At 53.0% G+C, this 17,736-nt stretch carries 18 protein-coding genes; 11 read left to right on the top strand and 7 right to left on the bottom strand.

The window, feature by feature from the left end:
• The first annotated feature begins 145 nt into the window (after window positions 1-145).
• The 4 genes from frhA to frhB all read left to right on the top strand — a co-directional run bounded on the left by frhA (window position 146) and on the right by frhB (window position 3,802).
• Entirely contained in the window at window positions 146-1,513 is a 1,368-nt protein-coding gene (gene frhA / locus WC598_RS06370) for a coenzyme F420 hydrogenase subunit alpha (protein WP_372960643.1), read from the top strand.
• Window positions 1,514-1,523: 10 nt separating this feature from the next.
• Window positions 1,524-2,036: a coenzyme F420-reducing hydrogenase, FrhD protein gene (gene frhD, locus WC598_RS06365; RefSeq protein ID WP_372960642.1), complete on the top strand. Its 513-nt coding sequence runs from the start codon at window positions 1,524-1,526 to the stop codon at window positions 2,034-2,036.
• 70 nt (window positions 2,037-2,106) lie between these two features.
• The gene (gene frhG, locus WC598_RS06360; protein ID WP_372960641.1) at window positions 2,107-2,865 is read left to right on the top strand and encodes a coenzyme F420 hydrogenase subunit gamma; all 759 of its coding nucleotides are present in this window, start codon (window positions 2,107-2,109) and stop codon (window positions 2,863-2,865) included.
• 10 nt (window positions 2,866-2,875) lie between these two features.
• On the top strand, window positions 2,876-3,802 hold the full coding sequence (gene frhB, locus WC598_RS06355) for a coenzyme F420 hydrogenase subunit beta (protein ID WP_372960640.1): 927 nt from the start codon (window positions 2,876-2,878) through the stop codon (window positions 3,800-3,802).
• Between the two features lie 1,005 nt (window positions 3,803-4,807).
• On the opposite strand, the gene WC598_RS06350 is transcribed toward frhB, so the two are convergent.
• The 5 genes from WC598_RS06350 to WC598_RS06330 all read right to left on the bottom strand — a co-directional run bounded on the left by WC598_RS06350 (window position 4,808) and on the right by WC598_RS06330 (window position 9,384).
• Window positions 4,808-5,110, bottom strand: a complete 303-nt coding sequence (locus WC598_RS06350; protein ID WP_372960639.1) for a hypothetical protein — start codon at window positions 5,108-5,110, stop codon at window positions 4,808-4,810.
• A 344-nt stretch (window positions 5,111-5,454) separates the two neighbouring features.
• Window positions 5,455-6,858, bottom strand: a complete 1,404-nt coding sequence (gene xerC / locus WC598_RS06345; protein ID WP_372960638.1) for a tyrosine recombinase XerC — start codon at window positions 6,856-6,858, stop codon at window positions 5,455-5,457.
• A gap of 592 nt (window positions 6,859-7,450) precedes the next feature.
• Complete coding sequence (locus tag WC598_RS06340) at window positions 7,451-7,942, bottom strand: DUF2124 domain-containing protein (RefSeq protein WP_372960637.1); 492 nt, start codon at window positions 7,940-7,942, stop codon at window positions 7,451-7,453.
• A gap of 69 nt (window positions 7,943-8,011) precedes the next feature.
• Window positions 8,012-8,515 (bottom strand): tRNA (N6-threonylcarbamoyladenosine(37)-N6)-methyltransferase TrmO, encoded by a 504-nt coding sequence (tsaA, locus tag WC598_RS06335; RefSeq protein WP_372960636.1) that lies wholly within the window; start codon window positions 8,513-8,515, stop codon window positions 8,012-8,014.
• A 68-nt stretch (window positions 8,516-8,583) separates the two neighbouring features.
• Window positions 8,584-9,384: a hypothetical protein gene (locus WC598_RS06330; RefSeq protein WP_372960635.1), complete on the bottom strand. Its 801-nt coding sequence runs from the start codon at window positions 9,382-9,384 to the stop codon at window positions 8,584-8,586.
• Window positions 9,385-9,524: 140 nt separating this feature from the next.
• Between WC598_RS06330 and WC598_RS06325 the strand changes: the two genes are divergently transcribed.
• The 4 genes from WC598_RS06325 to WC598_RS06310 all read left to right on the top strand — a co-directional run bounded on the left by WC598_RS06325 (window position 9,525) and on the right by WC598_RS06310 (window position 12,589).
• The gene (locus WC598_RS06325) at window positions 9,525-10,349 is read left to right on the top strand and encodes a site-specific DNA-methyltransferase (protein WP_372960634.1); all 825 of its coding nucleotides are present in this window, start codon (window positions 9,525-9,527) and stop codon (window positions 10,347-10,349) included.
• A gap of 186 nt (window positions 10,350-10,535) precedes the next feature.
• On the top strand, window positions 10,536-11,447 hold the full coding sequence (locus tag WC598_RS06320) for a DUF362 domain-containing protein (RefSeq protein ID WP_372960633.1): 912 nt from the start codon (window positions 10,536-10,538) through the stop codon (window positions 11,445-11,447).
• A gap of 101 nt (window positions 11,448-11,548) precedes the next feature.
• Window positions 11,549-12,313 (top strand): hypothetical protein, encoded by a 765-nt coding sequence (locus WC598_RS06315; RefSeq protein ID WP_372960632.1) that lies wholly within the window; start codon window positions 11,549-11,551, stop codon window positions 12,311-12,313.
• Window positions 12,314-12,364: 51 nt separating this feature from the next.
• Entirely contained in the window at window positions 12,365-12,589 is a 225-nt protein-coding gene (locus tag WC598_RS06310; protein ID WP_372960631.1) for a type II toxin-antitoxin system HicB family antitoxin, read from the top strand.
• Between the two features lie 413 nt (window positions 12,590-13,002).
• Here the strand turns inward: WC598_RS06310 and WC598_RS06305 are convergent, their stop codons facing one another.
• Both WC598_RS06305 and WC598_RS06300 read right to left on the bottom strand, forming a co-directional pair.
• Complete coding sequence (locus tag WC598_RS06305; protein ID WP_372960630.1) at window positions 13,003-13,443, bottom strand: C-GCAxxG-C-C family protein; 441 nt, start codon at window positions 13,441-13,443, stop codon at window positions 13,003-13,005.
• A 76-nt stretch (window positions 13,444-13,519) separates the two neighbouring features.
• Window positions 13,520-14,035, bottom strand: coding sequence for a DUF6790 family protein (locus WC598_RS06300; protein ID WP_372960629.1), 516 nt, complete (start codon window positions 14,033-14,035; stop codon window positions 13,520-13,522).
• A 157-nt stretch (window positions 14,036-14,192) separates the two neighbouring features.
• Between WC598_RS06300 and WC598_RS06295 the strand changes: the two genes are divergently transcribed.
• Genes WC598_RS06295 through WC598_RS06285 form a run of 3 tightly spaced genes read left to right on the top strand, consistent with a single transcriptional unit; the run spans window position 14,193 to window position 17,707 of the window.
• The gene (locus tag WC598_RS06295; protein WP_372960628.1) at window positions 14,193-15,374 is read left to right on the top strand and encodes a PLP-dependent aminotransferase family protein; all 1,182 of its coding nucleotides are present in this window, start codon (window positions 14,193-14,195) and stop codon (window positions 15,372-15,374) included.
• Window positions 15,375-15,432: 58 nt separating this feature from the next.
• Window positions 15,433-17,031 (top strand): PEGA domain-containing protein, encoded by a 1,599-nt coding sequence (locus WC598_RS06290; RefSeq protein ID WP_372960627.1) that lies wholly within the window; start codon window positions 15,433-15,435, stop codon window positions 17,029-17,031.
• Window position 17,032: 1 nt separating this feature from the next.
• Window positions 17,033-17,707: a hypothetical protein gene (locus WC598_RS06285; protein WP_372960626.1), complete on the top strand. Its 675-nt coding sequence runs from the start codon at window positions 17,033-17,035 to the stop codon at window positions 17,705-17,707.
• The last annotated feature ends 29 nt before the right edge of the window (window positions 17,708-17,736 follow it).

Below are 17,736 nucleotides of genomic sequence, written 5' to 3'. Positions count from 1 at the left end.
GATTAAGTCATAAAGGTTATAAAATGGTTAGTACAAGATAGACATGAACGTACTTTGTACGCTCAATTATCTCTAGAGATGAGAGATGTATAGAGTAATTTTGTACAGTAATTCGAACAACTCAACATAAAATGAGGCGATAATATTGTCGAAAGTTGTAGAGATTTCCCCAACCACAAGACATGAGGGTCACTCCAAGATGGTGCTCAAGGTCAACGACCAGGGTATCATCGAGACCGGTAACTGGTGTTCGATCACCCCGGTCAGGGGTGTAGAGAAGCTTGCCGTCGGAAAGACGCCCGAGCAGGTCCCCAAGATCGCATCACGTGTCTGTGGTATCTGTCCGATTGCCCACAACCTTGCTGCGACCGAAGCGATGGAAGCATCCATCAAGTGCGAGATCCCCCGGGACGCACTTCTGCTCCGTCACATCCTCCAGCTGGCAAACCGGCTGCACAGCATTGCACTGCACGATATCCTGATCCTGCCCGACCTGTACTTACCAGGCACCGAGACCAAGATCAACCCGTTCACGGCAGAAGAGCCGGTGCGCACCGTTGCAAAGCGCATCCAGAGGCTCCGTGAGATCGGCCAGACCATCGGCCAGATTGCCGCTGGCGACTGTATCCACCCGAGAAACACCCGGGTCGGCGGTATGTACCGCAACGTCTCAGAGCAGGCCAAGACCAAGATGTACGACCTCGCCAAGGAGGGTCTCCCCCTTGCAAAGGCCCAGATGGACCTCATGATCGCGATCCTCCGGAATTACCAGGCACGCGAGCATGTGGACGTCGGCGGCATGAAGGTCGCACTGCCCAAGACCCTCGGTTACCACAACCAGGGCTACCTTGCAACCCACGCGTTCTACGGTTCTTCAAGCCTCGACGAGTGCCCCAGCTGGGACATCCGCAGGTTCAAGGAAGTCCGGCCATGGGACTGGTACATGGGTGAGATGGAAGTCTCGCTCGAAGAGCCCCGCTACCCGATTGGCGGAACCACCAAGATGGGAACCAAGGTCAACCCGCAGATGGAAGCCTGCACCGGTATCCCGATGTACGACGGCCAGCCCGTTGAAGTCGGTCCCCGTGCACGTCTCGCAGTCTACAAGGGCTACGACGAGAAGGGTACCGTCGGCCAGAACATTGCCCGTGAGATGGAATACACGGACTGCTTCTACGAGATGATCGACTGCCTTGACGAGCTCAACACTGCCGGCAAGGTCGTTGCAGACTACATCCCCGACGGTGACGGAACCCTCGGCTGGGCATCCAACGAGGCCCCCCGTGGAACCGATGTCCACCTTGCACGCGTCAAGGACTGGAAGGTCCAGTACTTCTCGATGCTTGTCCCAACCACATGGAACTTTGCAACCTGCAGTGCTGCACTCACCGGTGCACCCTGGCAGCTCGCAGAAGTTATCATGCGCGGGTACGACCCCTGTGTATCATGTGCAACCCACATGATCGTCGTGGATGAGGACAACAAGGTAGTGGCTCAGAAGCTCATCCAGTGAGTAACCCGCGATGCTGTTCTCAGAGATCGTGATAGCAGGGTGTGGAAACCCCCTGTTTGCCGACGACGGCTTTGGACCGGCAGTAATCGAGGAGATGCAGAATCTCTCGCTTCCCGACAATGTAACAATAATCGATGCAGGCCTTGGCGGCCCGCACTTTATTTTTACCCTGCTCGACCCGGAAGTGACGAAGAAACTCATTATCGTCGATATTGCTGACTTTGGTGCGGAGCCTGGGCAGATAACAAAACTCAGGCCGGAAGAGTTACCACCGGGCGCCTACCGTGATGCCCATTCGTGGGATCTCACCGAACCGCTCCAGCGGATCAAGGATCGGATCGAGGTTACGATCATAGGAGTCCAGCCGGCAAGGGTTACTGCTCCCGAATTTGAACTCGGGCTTTCCGATGAACTCGAGAAAGCCATACCGAAAGCGATTCGGGTAATACTGGAAACTACAGGAGTGGATTATGGGACTACTATCGAGTGTCTTCAAGAAAAACACCAGCGCGGAACCGCCTAAACCGGCGGCACCATCGAAACCCGCTGATGTAGCACAAAAGCCAGTAGAAACTAAAAAGGAGGTTAAGCCTGTGGCAGACAAGATTACATTGGGCTACACCCACCTCAGTGGGTGCACCGGTTGTACTGTGGCATTAGCAGACAACTACGCCGGATTGTTAACGCTCCTCGACAAGTACGTCGACCTGAAGTACATGCCAACACTTGCAGACGCAAGGCACATTCAGCAGGTAGACGTTTCATTCGTTGAGGGTTCCGTTTGTATTAACGACAAACTCGCAGTTGCAGAGATCAAGGAAACCCGTGAAAAGTCAGCAATTGTGGTCGCCCTCGGCGGCTGCGCATGCTACGGCAACATCACCCGGTTCTCCCGCGGTGGCCAGCAGAACCAGCCGGCACACGAGGCATACCTGCCAATCGGCGACCTGATCAAGGTTGACGTGTACATCCCCGGATGCGCACCGACCCCCCAGATGATCAGGAACGTTGCCGTCATGGCATACCTGCTCCTCAAGGGAACCAAGGAACAGAAGGACCTTGCAACGGCATACCTGACCCCGCTCATGAAGATGACCGAGACCACCAGCGCATGCTTCTGCGAACTGATGACCAACGTCATCAACCAGGGACTCTGTATGGGATGCGGCAGCTGTGCCGCAGCCTGCCCGGTCAACGCCATCACCATGGAATACGGCAAGCCCAACGGTGAGCGCGACCTGTGCATCAAGTGTGGCGCATGCTATGCGCAGTGCCCGAGAGGGTTCTTCAACACTGATGTCATCAGCCAGTACGAGGCGATCAACGAGGCCATAATGGCGGCACTCCAGTAAGGTGATTGAAATGGGAGCAGAACTCGGAAATTACAAATCATGCATCTCAGCCCGGAGCACCGACAAGGAGCTTCTCAAGCACGCCCAGGATGGCGGTATCGTTACCTCGCTGTTTGCATATGCCCTTGAAGAGGGTATCATTGACGGTGCAATCGTTGCAGCCAGCAAGGAATTCGCAGCAAAGAACCCGTCAAAGTGCATGCTGGACAACTCCAATTTCGACATGATCGAACCCTGGAGACCCATCCCGGCGATCGTCAACACCAAGGCTGAGCTGCTCGCAGCAGCCGGTACCAAGTATAACATCAGCCCGAACATTGCACTCCTCAAGGAGGCAACCCGCAGCTTCGGTCTGGACAAGGTTGGTATCGTCGGTACTCCCTGCCAGATGCAGGCAGTCCGGAAAGCCCAGCTGTACCCCGTCGGCATGCGCGACGTTGGTGCAAGCATTGCCCTTGCAGTAGGTATCTTCTGCATGGAGAACTTCCCCTACCAGAGCATCCTGCAGCTCGTGGAAGACCACGCAGCCATGAAGCTCGAGTCCGTCAAGAAGATGGAGATCGGCAAGGGCAAGTTCTGGGTATACGGCAAGCGCGGACAGGTAGTCCAGCTTCCGCTCAAGGTGACCCACAAGTACGAGCAGCCCGGCTGCCACGTCTGCCTTGACTATGTAGCAAACCTCGGTGACATCTCCACCGGCTCAGTCGGCAGCCCCGACGGCTGGTCAACGGTGTTTGTCAGGTCCAAGATCGGAGACTCGGTCTGGGGCAAGGCAATGGCAGCTGGCGTCTTTGAGACCCAGCCAATCGAAAAGGTCAAGCCAGGTCTTGAACTCGTGACCAAGCTCGCAAACGAGAAGATCACGAAGAACAAGGCAACCCTTGCAGGGCGTGCAACCTTCGGTGTGGGCAAAGCACTCAGGAACCCATACCTCTAAATTTTTTTAATCCCATTTCTTCGAAGTCTGCCACCATCTGGCAGTCGTGCATTTCAGGAACGATTTCCGGTTACATTTCTGAATGTGTTTTTAGTGGAAATGCCATACCGCAGGCTACCCATACATGAGATCTGTCGGCATTTGCAGTGCCTGGTGACCCGGCAAACCGGTTGCCGAGTCATCACAAATAAAGGGTATAATCACACCCTGGTTGCGTGCGTACATGTTCCCGATGAGATCGGTCAGCACTACGACAGTTCTTGAAACGTATCAAAACGGCCTGTTTTTTTTAGGTTGTATAAGTGGGTCCCCACAGAGGGAATATGAGGATGAGGGGAAACCCATTGCCAGGACCCGGCGACACACGCTCTTCAGGGGGAATAAAAAAACAGATTATCACCCCAAATTGTTCAATAAACCACCGGTGGGTTTATCTAAACCCGCGAGATACCCGGCCAAAAGGAGGGATAACGAGACAAAAACAAGTTGCCCCGGGAACCGGCGAACGTGAATGGGATTCCCGATAAGTGCCTGAAAAATACCCGGGCAAGAAAAAACGTCACGACAATGACATCATTTCATGAAAGAGGTGAGCGGAGTTGTCGACATCCCCTTTTCATATTGTTTGCGGATTCTCAAGAGAGGGTGCCTGACCATCCCCCCGAGTAAACGCCAATCCCAGATTGGATTTTCAATACCCCATTTCAACCAAACCTGCCAAAAAAAATTCAATCGCGATCATGATCGCGATTGAAAACCGGATCCGGATCAATCGAACCTTGATTTTTATTTTTCCATCAAACCCTGATGAAAAAAATTTCAGCAGGAAATACACAATCAACTGTGAATTTTAAGACTTTTTTAGAATTTTTGAATTATGAACAAAACTCATGTTCTAAAATTGATGTAGTGGAATTAAATTGTTAATTTCGATTATTCAGATTTTTGATGTGCTCATTCATTTTTTTAATAATATACAATTAAATGTGATTAACGAAAAATAAATTATAAATATTTTTCTTCTTTATTATCAGCAATAATCTTGTCTCTTGCTTGTTTAGTTAATGCCTCTTCTTCAATCTCATTATTCCTCATATCGACAATTATATTTCTGATTTCAGAGTTAATTTTCATAATTGCTTTTTCTGCGCTTTCTTGAGTGTCAAATCGCTCATAATGTTTTGAAGAATCAGATTTATGAATAATTTCATACAGATAGTTTGATGAATCATCAGTATTTCTTCTGAGTGTAACTGTAATTGATTGTTCTTTGAACGGATGCGGCTTATAAAACAATTCAGGCGGCATAAAATAAATTATGAATATTATAGGTTAAATAGATACATCGAAGGTTCGTTTTGCTTTAATTGCTGTGACTTATTCTATATGAGCCCAGTGGTAAATTACGTCGTAGTTCCGGAAACTCGTTTACTTATTCCACGTCGGACATTTTTATTTATTTTACGACTTATTCTAAATGAGCCGAGAGGGAGGGGGGACTGCCCCGAAGGGGCCGCCCCCCGCCCCCCTACCCTCTGATGAGGCTAGGGAGGAATTGTGAATTTAAGAGTTTGACGGCAGAACAACACACCAAGACGGCCCGTATTGGGGGCGGCAAGGCCCCCAAAGATGCCGTCAGGGTGTTTTCTGCATTAGGATAGCCCCTGATGGGGCTTTTCATTACGTTCCTTTGGGGCGCGGCGGGAAACCGTAGGAATGAGAGACTGGGTCAGTTCGGAATCCATGCTTTTCCGGTAATTTTCTTCAGATTGGTCTATGGCATCCATTAACTTTTCATCGACAGGTTCACTGATTTCGATAATCCGATTCATTAATTCATCCCGTTCTTCTGGCGATGCGTTTTTCCATTTTTCCTCAAACCACTCCTTAAAGTAAGCCATCATGCGGTCTTCTTCTTGGATTTTTCGAATCTCCTTGGTAAACTTCTCCTCATTGGCTATTACCAATTGTTCCAGCGCGATGTTTTTCCTCACGAGGCTTTCAATAATCTCGCTGTGAGTCTGCATCTTGGCTTTGAACTCCGATTCAATCTCCTGTAATTCCTTGGGGGCTTGAATCGTCAACAAATGCTGTCCTTTCAGGTATTCTTCGGCCAGTTGTTTCTTGGTATATCGCCGATACGAGCCTGTCAGGTATCCAGCATGGCCTGCCAGCATTTCAGGAATTTCTTTGGAGACAATTAACGACAGTTGGCTGATGAAAAATTTTCGGAACTGGTGATAGTGCAATTGTTTTCGATTCGTCGTTTTATCGTGTGATAATAACCCTGCCTTCGTCAGCGCATTTTCCCATAATACGCTGGCGTTCTGGTCCGTGAACGGGAATAACCGCCCGTCATCCTCTCCCGATTTTAGATTACCTCTCCCGCTCATTACAAGGCCGTTATTCCGTTTTGCAGAGGTTTTGATGTAATCCGGCCGAACCTTCAACCATTCGTTAATAGCCTGCGTTGCTTCTGATGATATGAAGGATATTCGGGTATCTCCGGTTTTCGAAGTTTCACCACGAACCGTGATACAGGCAGGTATAGTTTTCAGATCAACATCATCGAGAGTTACCGAGAGCGCCTCATTAATTCTCATTCCTGATGATGCCAGGGTAAGAATTAACGCGCGCCCTTTTACGTCGAGATGTTGAAGGATTACTCGTATTGTTTCGATGTCCATGTCCTTTTCGACGGTTCTTGCGTTTCCCTTCGGTAATTTATTGCGAATAAATTTCAATTCCTTCGACGGTAATTCCTTGTCGTAATAACTGAAAAACTCCTTTACGTAGATGAATGTGTGTCGAGCTGTCAAGGGGGGGCTGGAGTGAAGGGATACGACGAAGTTTGCCATATCCTCTGAATAATTCCGCTTTTCTTTGAGGTATTTATCAACCAGTTTCTCGTATTTTACGCGTTCTTCGGCGGTGACTTTGACAAATTCCCGCTGTTTTCCATAGATAAAATCGATGAAGCGAAAGATAGCGGAGTTGTAGCCTTGTGCCGTTCCTTGATTACTGTAATTTTTCAGGTAATCGGCAATTTTTCCCATACGGGATTATTTGCAGTAGGGGTTTATGAAAATGTCTATTTATTCCACAATGGACTTTGTAATTTCGGCAGACTTTGATTTTTTATTTTCAATCAAGGTTTGATTGAAAACCGTACCTGTGAACGGACCTCCGTCGTAAACGGTTGGTGTACCTTCGTGTACAGGTACTTAACATTTCATCATCAAACTTTGACAAATTTTTTTTCAGCGGACTATGGTTTTTTAATTTTCAGTCAAGCTTTGATTTCAAAAAGTCCATCGCGATCATGATTGCGTTTGAAAACCGATTCCGGATCAACCAGACCTTGATTGAAATAATTTCAGCAGACCCCAATTGAAATGGATTCCTTTGAGAAACCATTTGATCTTTTATGACGCACCCGCACGGGCGTTATAAGCGGCGGATCAGTGACCCCCAATGAAAACTCCCTTGTCCTGCCGTACCCCCCGGGAGAGGCGGTGAAGCGGGAAACTTTTCCATCAGAAGGTTTTCACGGCCCGGGTGTGAACGTTCGTTCATGGGCACCGAGACGGGCGATAAAAAAAGGAAGAGAGAAACTGGCCTGCCGTCATCTGACCCAGGTGATTCAGATTAGTGTTCCCGTCGCGTCACCGTCACCGGTTCGATCATGGCATTGATCAGCAGATCGAACTTCACGGTATCCAGCCAGCCGGCTTTTTCGAACATATTCTGGAAGCAGACCCCGGCCAGTTTCGCATTGTTATGGCGGACGGAAAGATCGCGTACCTGCTCTTTAGTAACCGGCATGTACGGCATTGCAAGTCCCCCCATGATGACAAGAACCCGGGGGTTCAGCACGGCGGGTTCACTGCTCACCTGCATACCTGCATCAGGCACCTCGTACAGTTTTTTTGCCTTTCCCTCATCGAGCAGCGGGACATATACCTGTTCGAGGTGCAGGCCCCGTACAGCGATGGCAAGCAGTTCCACAAACGGCGTGCAGGTCCCAACGCAGCCGTAATAGACGATCTGGTCGCCCGGGGACAGGCCAAGTGACTGGAGATATTCCTTGAACGGGCGCAGGATCCCGGTGACACCGGTCAAGGGGGATGGTGAGGTCATGGTATCATAGCGTCAGCCATGAATCCCGATAAAGGATTGCCCCCGAATCAGGTGCTTAATGCCAATTAATCACCGGAACCGTCCATCCGACCGGACAGACCCGGCATTTTTGGCAACCGGTTCAAGCCACCCGCAGCACGATTCCGGATACGCATCAAACGCAGGCACATACGGCTTGATATCGATAAGCGGGGTGCCGTCAAGAACATCCACGTCCTCCACAACAAGTGTTGAGCCGTTCACCGAAACCAGGCGCACGACCGAGAGGCCGATTGCATTGGGGCGCCGGGGGGACCGGGTGGCAAAGATCCCCCGCAGGGTTGTGTCCAGGAACGGTTTCACGTGCAGATCGTGACCGGTACACCGGTGGAAGGAATAGATCAGGATTATCCGGGCAAACACGTCAAGATCCCGCAGGCCGTCAACATACCGGTCTGCAATTTCCACGGTTCCCCGCACACCCCGGGCACCGTTCGGCTGGATCGGCATCCCGGCAATATCGTGAAAGGGTGAACGGACTATTCCGATAGGAGAGAAGGAGATCCGGTTTCCAGACCCATCCTGTTGCTGCATACACAAGTGTCAGTACCGTGGGAGAAGAGGATATCGGAAGAGGCTTGGTTATAGAAAAAAGAACCGATTTATGTGTTCATCGCGAGGATTGCAGCACCCTTCATCTGGATCTCCAGGCTGGTGCGGTAATCGCTGACGGTATTCCGGAACTGCTGGTTGAGGCTCTTGATGCCGGTATTTACCTTAAGAATAGCCCCATCCTGGTTGTTGCGCAGCGCAGCTTCGACTTCTGAACGCTTTGCATCAATCTGATCCGATATCTGCTGTGCCTGAGTTATATCAATCCCTTTTTCACTCAGGCTGCGGAGGGTGAAGTTCCGCTCCTCGGATTCACGGTTAAAGACAACGATTCGTGCACTATCCCGTGAAAGCCAGAGGGGGTCGGTCATACTGTTAAAGGAGATTTCAAACGCATTCATCGATGCACCGGTAGTCACCCGCATTCCTTCAGGAGTCCCGTTGAACAGCACGAGCTGGGCCATGGTCTCCCCTGCAAACAACTTTGTCTGGGCGCACATGTCATCCCGGAGAGCGTTTATCTGGTCAGAGGTCTGCATGACAGGGATCGTTGCGGCAGCAGCAAGGTAATCGTTTCGGATCTGCTGGAGCCTGCCGATCCCGGCACTTCCGCTGATATTGCTGACATACTCAATCACACCGTCCATCCGGGCCTCCTGGGATTCCCCGACATAGGCAATATGGGTCTTGAGAGCGGCAATGTTTTCCGGCCTGTCCCGGTAGAGCGGGTCTGAACTTGACGGGATCTCCCCGCCGTTCACAGGGGCAGCAGCAGCAGAAACTGCAGCAACCAGAAAAAGACTTCCGATAACAAGGAGCAGGCATGCGAGAGAGATTATCCGGTTACGCATGCATCCCCATCTCCCGAAGTAATACCCTTAAGCCGTTCACTCATTGGTAATGGGTATAGGAGCAAATAATAATCCTATGATGGCAGGGGTTATTCGTATAACCTCGCGGTTAGATCAATGACACGGAATGGAACCCTCCATTGAGGGAAATACTATACTGCTGGCAGAACGAAGATCTAGGTGAGGGCGGACGCGTGGAGAGCGGTGTTTATTCAAGAATCGGACAGTGCACTATCCTCAACGAGGACATATTCTCAACGCAGAACATTGCCAAGGAGAGTATCGATCTCGTTGTCACGTCCCCGCCATACAATGTGGATATCCCGTACAATTCCCACGATGACCGGGTCAGTTACGAGGAATACCTGGAGTTTTCGAGGAAGTGGATGGAACGGTGCCATGGCTGGCTCAGGAACGATGGACGGTTCTGCCTCAACATCCCGCTCGACAAGAACAAGGGCGGCCAGCAGAGCGTAGGGGCCGATCTCACCACCATTGCAAAAGAGGCGGGCTTTTCCTACCATTCGACGATCATCTGGAACGAGGGGAATATTTCCCGCCGGACAGCCTGGGGTTCATGGCTGAGCGCTTCAGCACCGTACGTGATCGCACCGGTGGAGTTGATCGTTGTCCTGTACAAGGATTCCTGGAAAAAGACGAGCGGATCGCGACAATCGGATATTACCCGGGACGAGTTCATGGCCTGGACCAACGGCCTGTGGACCTTCAATGGCGAGCGCAAGACAAAGATCGGGCACCCGGCACCATTCCCGGTCGAACTCCCGCTCCGGTGCATGAAACTCTTCTCGTTTGTCGGGGATACGGTGCTCGACCCGTTCATGGGCAGCGGTTCCACACTCGTTGCTGCATCCCGGTCCGGCCGCAGCGCTATCGGGGTGGAGATCGATCCGCACTATTGCGGGATTGCTGCCGGGCGGATTGAGGGTGACGGGCACCACAAATAAACCATTCCGATTCGCATTTCAGAATCGGAGATAATTCTTTTTTCTAATCCGATGCCAAATCGTTTCAAAAACGGCAGGGTGCAAGGTGGCAGATCATTTTCATCGCCGATTCGATTCCCCTTCACGGAGACGTGATATGCGCATGTTGATAACGTTCGGCGTAATACCTCTCAACTAGAGATTATCATGGGAGAGCAGGTTGATATCTTCATTGCCGATGCGGCAGACCGTTTCGGTGGCGTTGAGAGCGTTCTTGGGGGATTTGACTTATCGGTCCTTGCCGGCTCATCAGTTGCGGTCAAGGCGGATTATGACAGCGCCAATCCCTTCCCCGCTTCAACCCATCTTGAGACTCTGGACGCCATCTTCACCGCATTATCAGATGAGAAACCGGAATCGATAACCCTTGCCGAGCGCAGCAGTGTCGGGGAGACACGGGAGGTTCTTGCCGACCTGGGAGTCATCGCCCTTGCCAGGGACAGGGGATTTCCCATAACATTGCTTGACGAGATGGAACGATTTGGATGGCATGAGATCCAGGCACCCGGTCTCCACTGGTCCCGCGGGTTTTTCCTTGCTGCACCCATTTCACGATCGGATCACGTGATCCAGATCTGCGGCCTCAAGACCGACCGGTATGGAAGCCACTTCGCGCTCTCCCTGAAAAATGCCGTGGGATGTATCGCCCGCAGGGTGCCAAACGTCAACTATGATTTCATGAACGAACTGGACAATTCACCCGTCAAGCGCAGCATGATCGCCGAGATCAACCAGTTTTTCCGGACCGATCTCATTGTACTCGATGCCACGGAAGGATTTGCAAGCGGCGGGCCGGATAAAGGCAAGGTCATCCATCCCGGTGTAGTCCTGGCCGGGCCGGACCGGGTTGCTATCGACGCGGTGGGAGTGGCCCTGCTCCGTGCATGCGGAACCGTCCCGGATGTTGCAGACGGGCGGATATTTGACCAGGAACAGATCGCACGGGCGGCTGAACTCGGTGTGGGGATCTCATCCGCAAAAGCAATCCGGCTCGTGCCGCTCGACAGGAAAGCAGAGGAGATTGCTGCAAAAATACAGGTGCAGCTCGACGCTGACTGATCCCATTAAACGGGAGTATGGTCCCGGTCACCGGTACCGTATAACAAACGGTTTTACCAAGACCATTAAGAGTCCACACTTCACGTTCAGTTTTACCTGCCATGGACACGCCCCTGACGGCATACATTGACATGGAATTTGCCGGGATCTACGGCACCCGGCAGACAATGCAGATCCCCATCGAGATTGGTGTAGTTCTCCATGACCCGAAAACAGACGCCCTCTCGTTTGCCGGTAAACCCTTCAGCTATGACATCGATGTTGAACTCTGGAAGAACGTCACCGACGACGTGGGGAAGCGGGTGGACGGGAACCGGCGGGTCTTCAATCTCGGAGAGCCCGGACGGACACGGGAGTTCAATCGCAAATTCACCCTTGATTCCATGCAGAAACGCGCTGCAAGGACAGCGATAAACACGGTCCACCGGGATTTACGGGGTTTCATGCAGGCACTTAACCGGCGTGAGATCGGCACGCTCGTCTTCTTCGCCCGACAGCGGGAGATGGAAACGTTCCATCATGCCCGGGTGAATACAGACGGGTTTGTGATCCGCGATCTCCAGACGGAGATCAAAAACCGGTTCTCGCTCAAGGAGCACGTGTCGCTGGACCGGATGTCCCTTGTGATCGGGTTTGAGATCAACAAAACCTCGATCTCCTCCCGCAACCTCACCTACCAGATCCCGGAGAAATTCCGGTACGTTATCAGGCCGCACAAGGCGATCGGCGATGCGGCCAGGATGTTTTTACTGGACAGGGAATTTTCCCTGCCCGGGGATGAGTTCAGGTGTGGGGTCGAAGGGCATATGGCCGAGTACGAGAGCAGGAAATTGGCTGCACAGGAAGACCCCAAACGGTCGGAATAACGCAATTCTGACCAGAAACTATGTCTAGGACCGCATCCTTTCTTTTTGATCATGCACTATACCATCGTCACGGAATCCCACGAGAAAGGCGGATTTACCGCCCGATGCGTTGAGATTCCGGGAGCTCGCGGTCATGGCAGCACTCAGGGCGAGGCGATTGCCAGGATCAGGGAAGAGATCGAGCAGGTGCGACAGGCACAGAATGCGGAACTGCATTCCATTATTGCATCCGTACATTCTGAGATCATCAAGATCGAAGTCGCTGACTCGGCGTAAGTTACCCGGCAGGAGCCGGGAACAAAAAATTCACTTTTTTTGTTGAAAACTGTAAGGATCACAATCAACACGTTTCAGGGTTTTTGTCATAATTGCCACCACGGGGCTATACCCCCTACCCCCTACCACAAAAATTCTGACTGGGGGTGGATCCCCCCACCCGTATCCAATGGAGGCGGGGGGTCACCCCCTGCCTGACACGATTTCGGAGGTGCGGACATGGATGAGATGCCCGAAGTGAAGTGGCAGTTTTTTTTGGAGATAGGGGGTGGGGGGCAAGGGGGGTCAGTGAAGCGGACTCGCTGGGGGGCTGGGGGGGTGCCCGAAGATCAACACGAACACCCGCTCAGGTTATTTTAAAAACATACCTGATCGCAGGATGAGACGAATCCTGGTATTAAAAAAAAGGGGATTTATAAGATCTCTTCCAGAATCTCTGCTGCGCTCCGCACGAGAAACGGGCATTTTGCCTTGAAGGCACCTTTCTCTTTTGCGAGCGCGAGCTCGCGGTCGGATGAGAGGTTGTACCCCAAAAGATCCGTGCACCGGAGAGACGGGTTCCTGTGCTGGAATTCTGCCATGAACTCTTTCGTGACCGCGTATGTCTTCTCTTTTGCAGCCATGTCGTCAACCCGCGTACGCCCGTATTTCATGCCGATAACCAGGAGGGCGCCGGTCACAGCCCCGCAGGTGTTGTCCGTGTGGCCCATCCCGCCCCCGAGTGCGCAGGAGAGTTTCAGGACCGTCTCCCGGTCAATCCCGTAATCCCCGGCAAACGCGAGGCTGACTGCCTGGGCGCAGGAGAAGCCCTCACGGAACAGGGCTTCGGCATCATCGGCACGTGTGAGAGTCATAGGGTACAGCTTGCGCCGGTTGGGAAAAAGGATTGCGGATCCGGGTTCACGGCATAAAAAATAACGAGGTGCTGATTCAGAGCACGTCTTTCCGGCTGGCCTTTGAGAGAATTCTGGCTTTTCTGAGCATCAGCCAGAGCAGGATCTGGGCAAGCGGGAAGAGAAAATCCCAGTAGAGCGGCACACCGGCATTGAATGGCGCATAGTTGGCATTCAGGAGAATATCCCGCACATGGCCGATTCCGTCCCCCATAAGGAAAACCGCATTGGCAAGTATGGCCGCAAGCCAGAAATTGTCCCGGAAGCGGTAACAGAGCAGCCCCACAACACCGAGTGCAAGGTTTGCCATTCCCACCTCGTACTGGAACGGACTCCCCGTAGGCCACCCGGCCATCTCTGCGATCCTGTCAGCCATGAAGACATGTCCGATGGCGCTGACAAGTCCAACGGCACCAACACCGAGGACCAGCGTCCAGAGCACAATGATCTCAAGCGTCCGCTCGCGGTCGAGTTCCCGGCGCCTGATGATCAGGTGCACGATAATGAAGGCGACCATGAGCGCGAACAGAATAAGTACCGGTGAAATGTCCATAGGATTCCTGCAACAGGGTTGGAGCATGGACGGTTTGAATTCTCCGGATCGCGTACATTCATCCACCAGGAGGTCCGGTCGGACGATCGGGGGTAAAGGGTTTTTCGTCCACCATAACCTACCGTATTACCAGCAACAGAGCGCGGAGAAAGGGTTTATGTCATACCGGTTTGCCAGCAGAATGGGAAAAGTGAAGGCATCCTTCCTGGATGAGCTCTTCCGGGTCTCGAACGATCCAACGATCATATCGTTTGCCGGCGGACTTCCATCGTCGGCATTGATCGATACCGAAGGAATAGCGCGGGCAACCCGCGAGGTCATGGAAGATGAAGCGCACGCGGCACTCCAGTACACCACAACGGACGGATATCTTCCCCTGCGGGAATATATCGCAGCCCGGTACCGGAACCGGCTGGGGATCCCGGCCGAAGCGTCAGAGATCCAGATCGTCAATGGTTCGCAGCAGTGTCTCGACCTGTTCGCAAAGATCTTCCTCGATCCAGGCGATCACGTAGGCATGGAGAGGCCCGGTTACCTGGGGGCAATCGAGGCATTCTCGCTCTACGAGCCAATCATCGACACGGTTCCGCTTGAGGACAACGGGCCCGACCTTGCGGCATTCGAAAGGATGGTCACGTCCACACAGCCCAAGTTCTTCTACGGCATCCCCAATTCACAGAATCCTTCCGGGAGGACATACTCGCAGGAGACGCGCAGGGCCATTGCGGAGATCCTGCAGAGTCGCGACACCGTCTTTTACGAGGATGATGCATTTGGCGAGCTCTTCTTCGATGCAAAACCGCGCCTGCCCGTAAAGCGCTACCTTCCCAACCAGGCAGTTATCTCCGGTTCATTCTCCAAGACGGTTGCACCGGGCATGCGGATCGGGTGGATGTATGCCCCAAAAGAGATCCTGGCAAAATTCAATGTCGTCAAACAGGCGTCCGATCTCCACTCCAACTTCCTCTGCCAGAAGATCCTGCACCGCTATCTTACCACATCCGACCCCGACAACAGGATCCGACAGATAGTAGCCGTGTATGAACGCAAGTGCCGGCAGATGTGCGATCTTTTTGACGATCTTATGCCAGAACTCTCCCATACCACACCGGAAGGGGGGATGTTTCTCATGGCCACACTACCACCAGGCCTTTCTTCGCGGGCAGTCTTTGATGAGGGGGTCAGAAACAAAGTTGCGGTTCTCCCGGGCCTGCCATTCTACGTGGATGGCGGCGGTACTGACACGATCCGGCTGAACTTTTCATCGGCTTCCGAAGACCAGATCACCGAGGGAATGCACCGGCTCTCGAAGGTTATCCACGGAATGCTGCACGGTTAAACCGGCACGATTTATATACGTTCGTCTGCCAGATCTTCCGTATAAGGAAGCGATGTTCTTGACAAACAAGTATCTGATTCTGCTCCTCGTGCTTGCGATCATGGGGACTGTGATGCCCGGGGTCTCGGCAGACGGTGACGCCGGCGATATCCCGGTCGTCATATCTACCACCGTACCGGAACCGACGGCGCCGCCGTTCGTCCCGGTCACTGCGCCGCCGACTGCTGAACCGACAACGGAACCAACCAGGGTCAGCACCACGATCCCAACAACCGAACCAACGGTTACGGTTCCAACACAGGTAACCCAGCCGCCAACCACGGAACCGACCGTCACCGTACCCACAATGGTCACCCAGCCAACCGAGACCTGGACCATAGAGCCAACACAGCCAGGCAGCGGGAAAGGCTGGATCACCACGTACTGTAATGTCGACGGGGCCACGGTATCATTCAATAATGCCGTTCAGGGAACAATATCCGGGGGAAGCCTTACCGTCCCCGTAAGCCCGTCTGGAACACCGGTTACCTCTATCACCGTCACTAAATACGGCTATACTACGTGGCAGGGGGCACCATCCCATATGCCGGTAGACCAGGAGACGGTCTCAGTCTATGCGACCATCAATCCCCTCTCCACCCAGACCACCGTCCCGCCGGTCCAGTACGGGACAATCTATGCCCAGTCAACACCGGGCGGTGCCCAGATCTACATGAACGGGAACTTCTACGGGTATGCCCCGGTCACGATACCAAACCTTGCTCCCGGCTCGTACTCCATGAAAGCCACCCTTACCGGGTATTCACCCAATACGAATCTCATCACGGTCGGCGCAGGGCAGACCGCGACCTATTCACCCGTGCTCCAGCAGTCGCCGCAACCAGCCCGCACCACCGGCACGGTCTACGTAACCTCAAACCCGGGTAACGCCCTCATCTATGTTGACAACAATTACCAGGGCAAAGCTCCCTTAACGGTCACGCTCTACCCCGGCAGCCACACGTTCCGGCTCACCCTTTCCGGGTACAACGATTACACCACGACCGTCTATGTCAACGGCGGCACCTCCCAGAACCTCAACGCCGTAATGACGTCGGCTTCCTACGGTTCGGTTGCCATCACGTCCCTGCCCGGCGCAACGGTGAATATGGACAGCAACCTGATGGGAAAGATCCCGTCTTCCGGGACCCTGACCCTCAACAATATCGTGAACGGGAACCACCTCTTCAAAATCACAAACCCCGGTTATAACGACTGGATGAACACGATCTATGTGAGAGGGAACACCGTAACACCCTTTACTGCAACCCTGACACCAGTCGGCGTAAACCCCACCCCGATCCCGGCAACGGGAAGCCTGAACATCGTCTCAACTCCCGCCGGGGCCGATATTCTTGTCGATAACATCTTCAAGGGCTATACCCCGGCAGTACTCGACGGGATCACTCCCGGCCAGCACCAGGTTCTGCTCAGGTATACCGGGTATATGGATTACTCAACAACCGCGACGGTGAATTCAGGCCAGACCACCCCGCTCGCAATCAGTCTGCAGCCCGCACCCACCCCGACACCGGCATCGGCCCCTTCACCGTTAGTCCTGATCGGAGGACTTGTGGGAATAATCGCACTGGGTGCAGCACTACGGAGGCGATCCTGAAATGACGGGTTCATGCAAACTATCAACAACACAGATCCTGAGCGCTATCCTCGTGATCATCATCATCGGGACGCTCACGGCGTATGCCTATACGAACGCAAATGATGCCCTCAAGGACTCGGTCAAGGGGGGTATGAAATCCACGGTCGGGGTGATGGCAACCCAGATCAATGCAAGCGACATTACCGGATTCAAACCCGGCGATGAGACCTCCCCGTCCTACATTACCGTAACCCGCGACATGAGGGCTATGCGCAGCATGGACGATCATATCCTCAACGCGTACATCCTCAGGGTGAACCAGGACAAGACCATAACCTTCCTTGTCGACGATCTCTCACAGTACGACCCGCAGGGCTCGGCAAAGATTGGGGAGGTCTCGACCTCGCCCGACAAGCTCGAGATCTTCTCGGCACTCTCGGGCCCGACGGCATCAAAAGAGCCCTATACCACCAAATACGGTTCATTCATCTCAGCGTACGCACCGATCGATGATTCGAGCAGCGGATCTACCGGCAACACCTATGCGGTTCTCGCCATAGACATGTCGGCTGACGATTACAACCAGAATACTTCCAAGGGGATGCTCATCATCCTCACAGGAATTGTATCGATCATAATCGCAGTCGGCGCGATCTTCTGGTTTGGCCGCAGGGCGGAGAAGAAGGCCGAGTAACCAGAACGAGCAGAAACGGGAAATGGCCA

The organism is Methanoregula sp., from assembly GCF_041645475.1.
Lineage (GTDB): Archaea > Halobacteriota > Methanomicrobia > Methanomicrobiales > Methanospirillaceae > Methanoregula.
The sequence above is the reverse complement of the archived record's forward strand: the minus strand, read 5'-3'. Positions and strand labels throughout refer to the sequence as shown.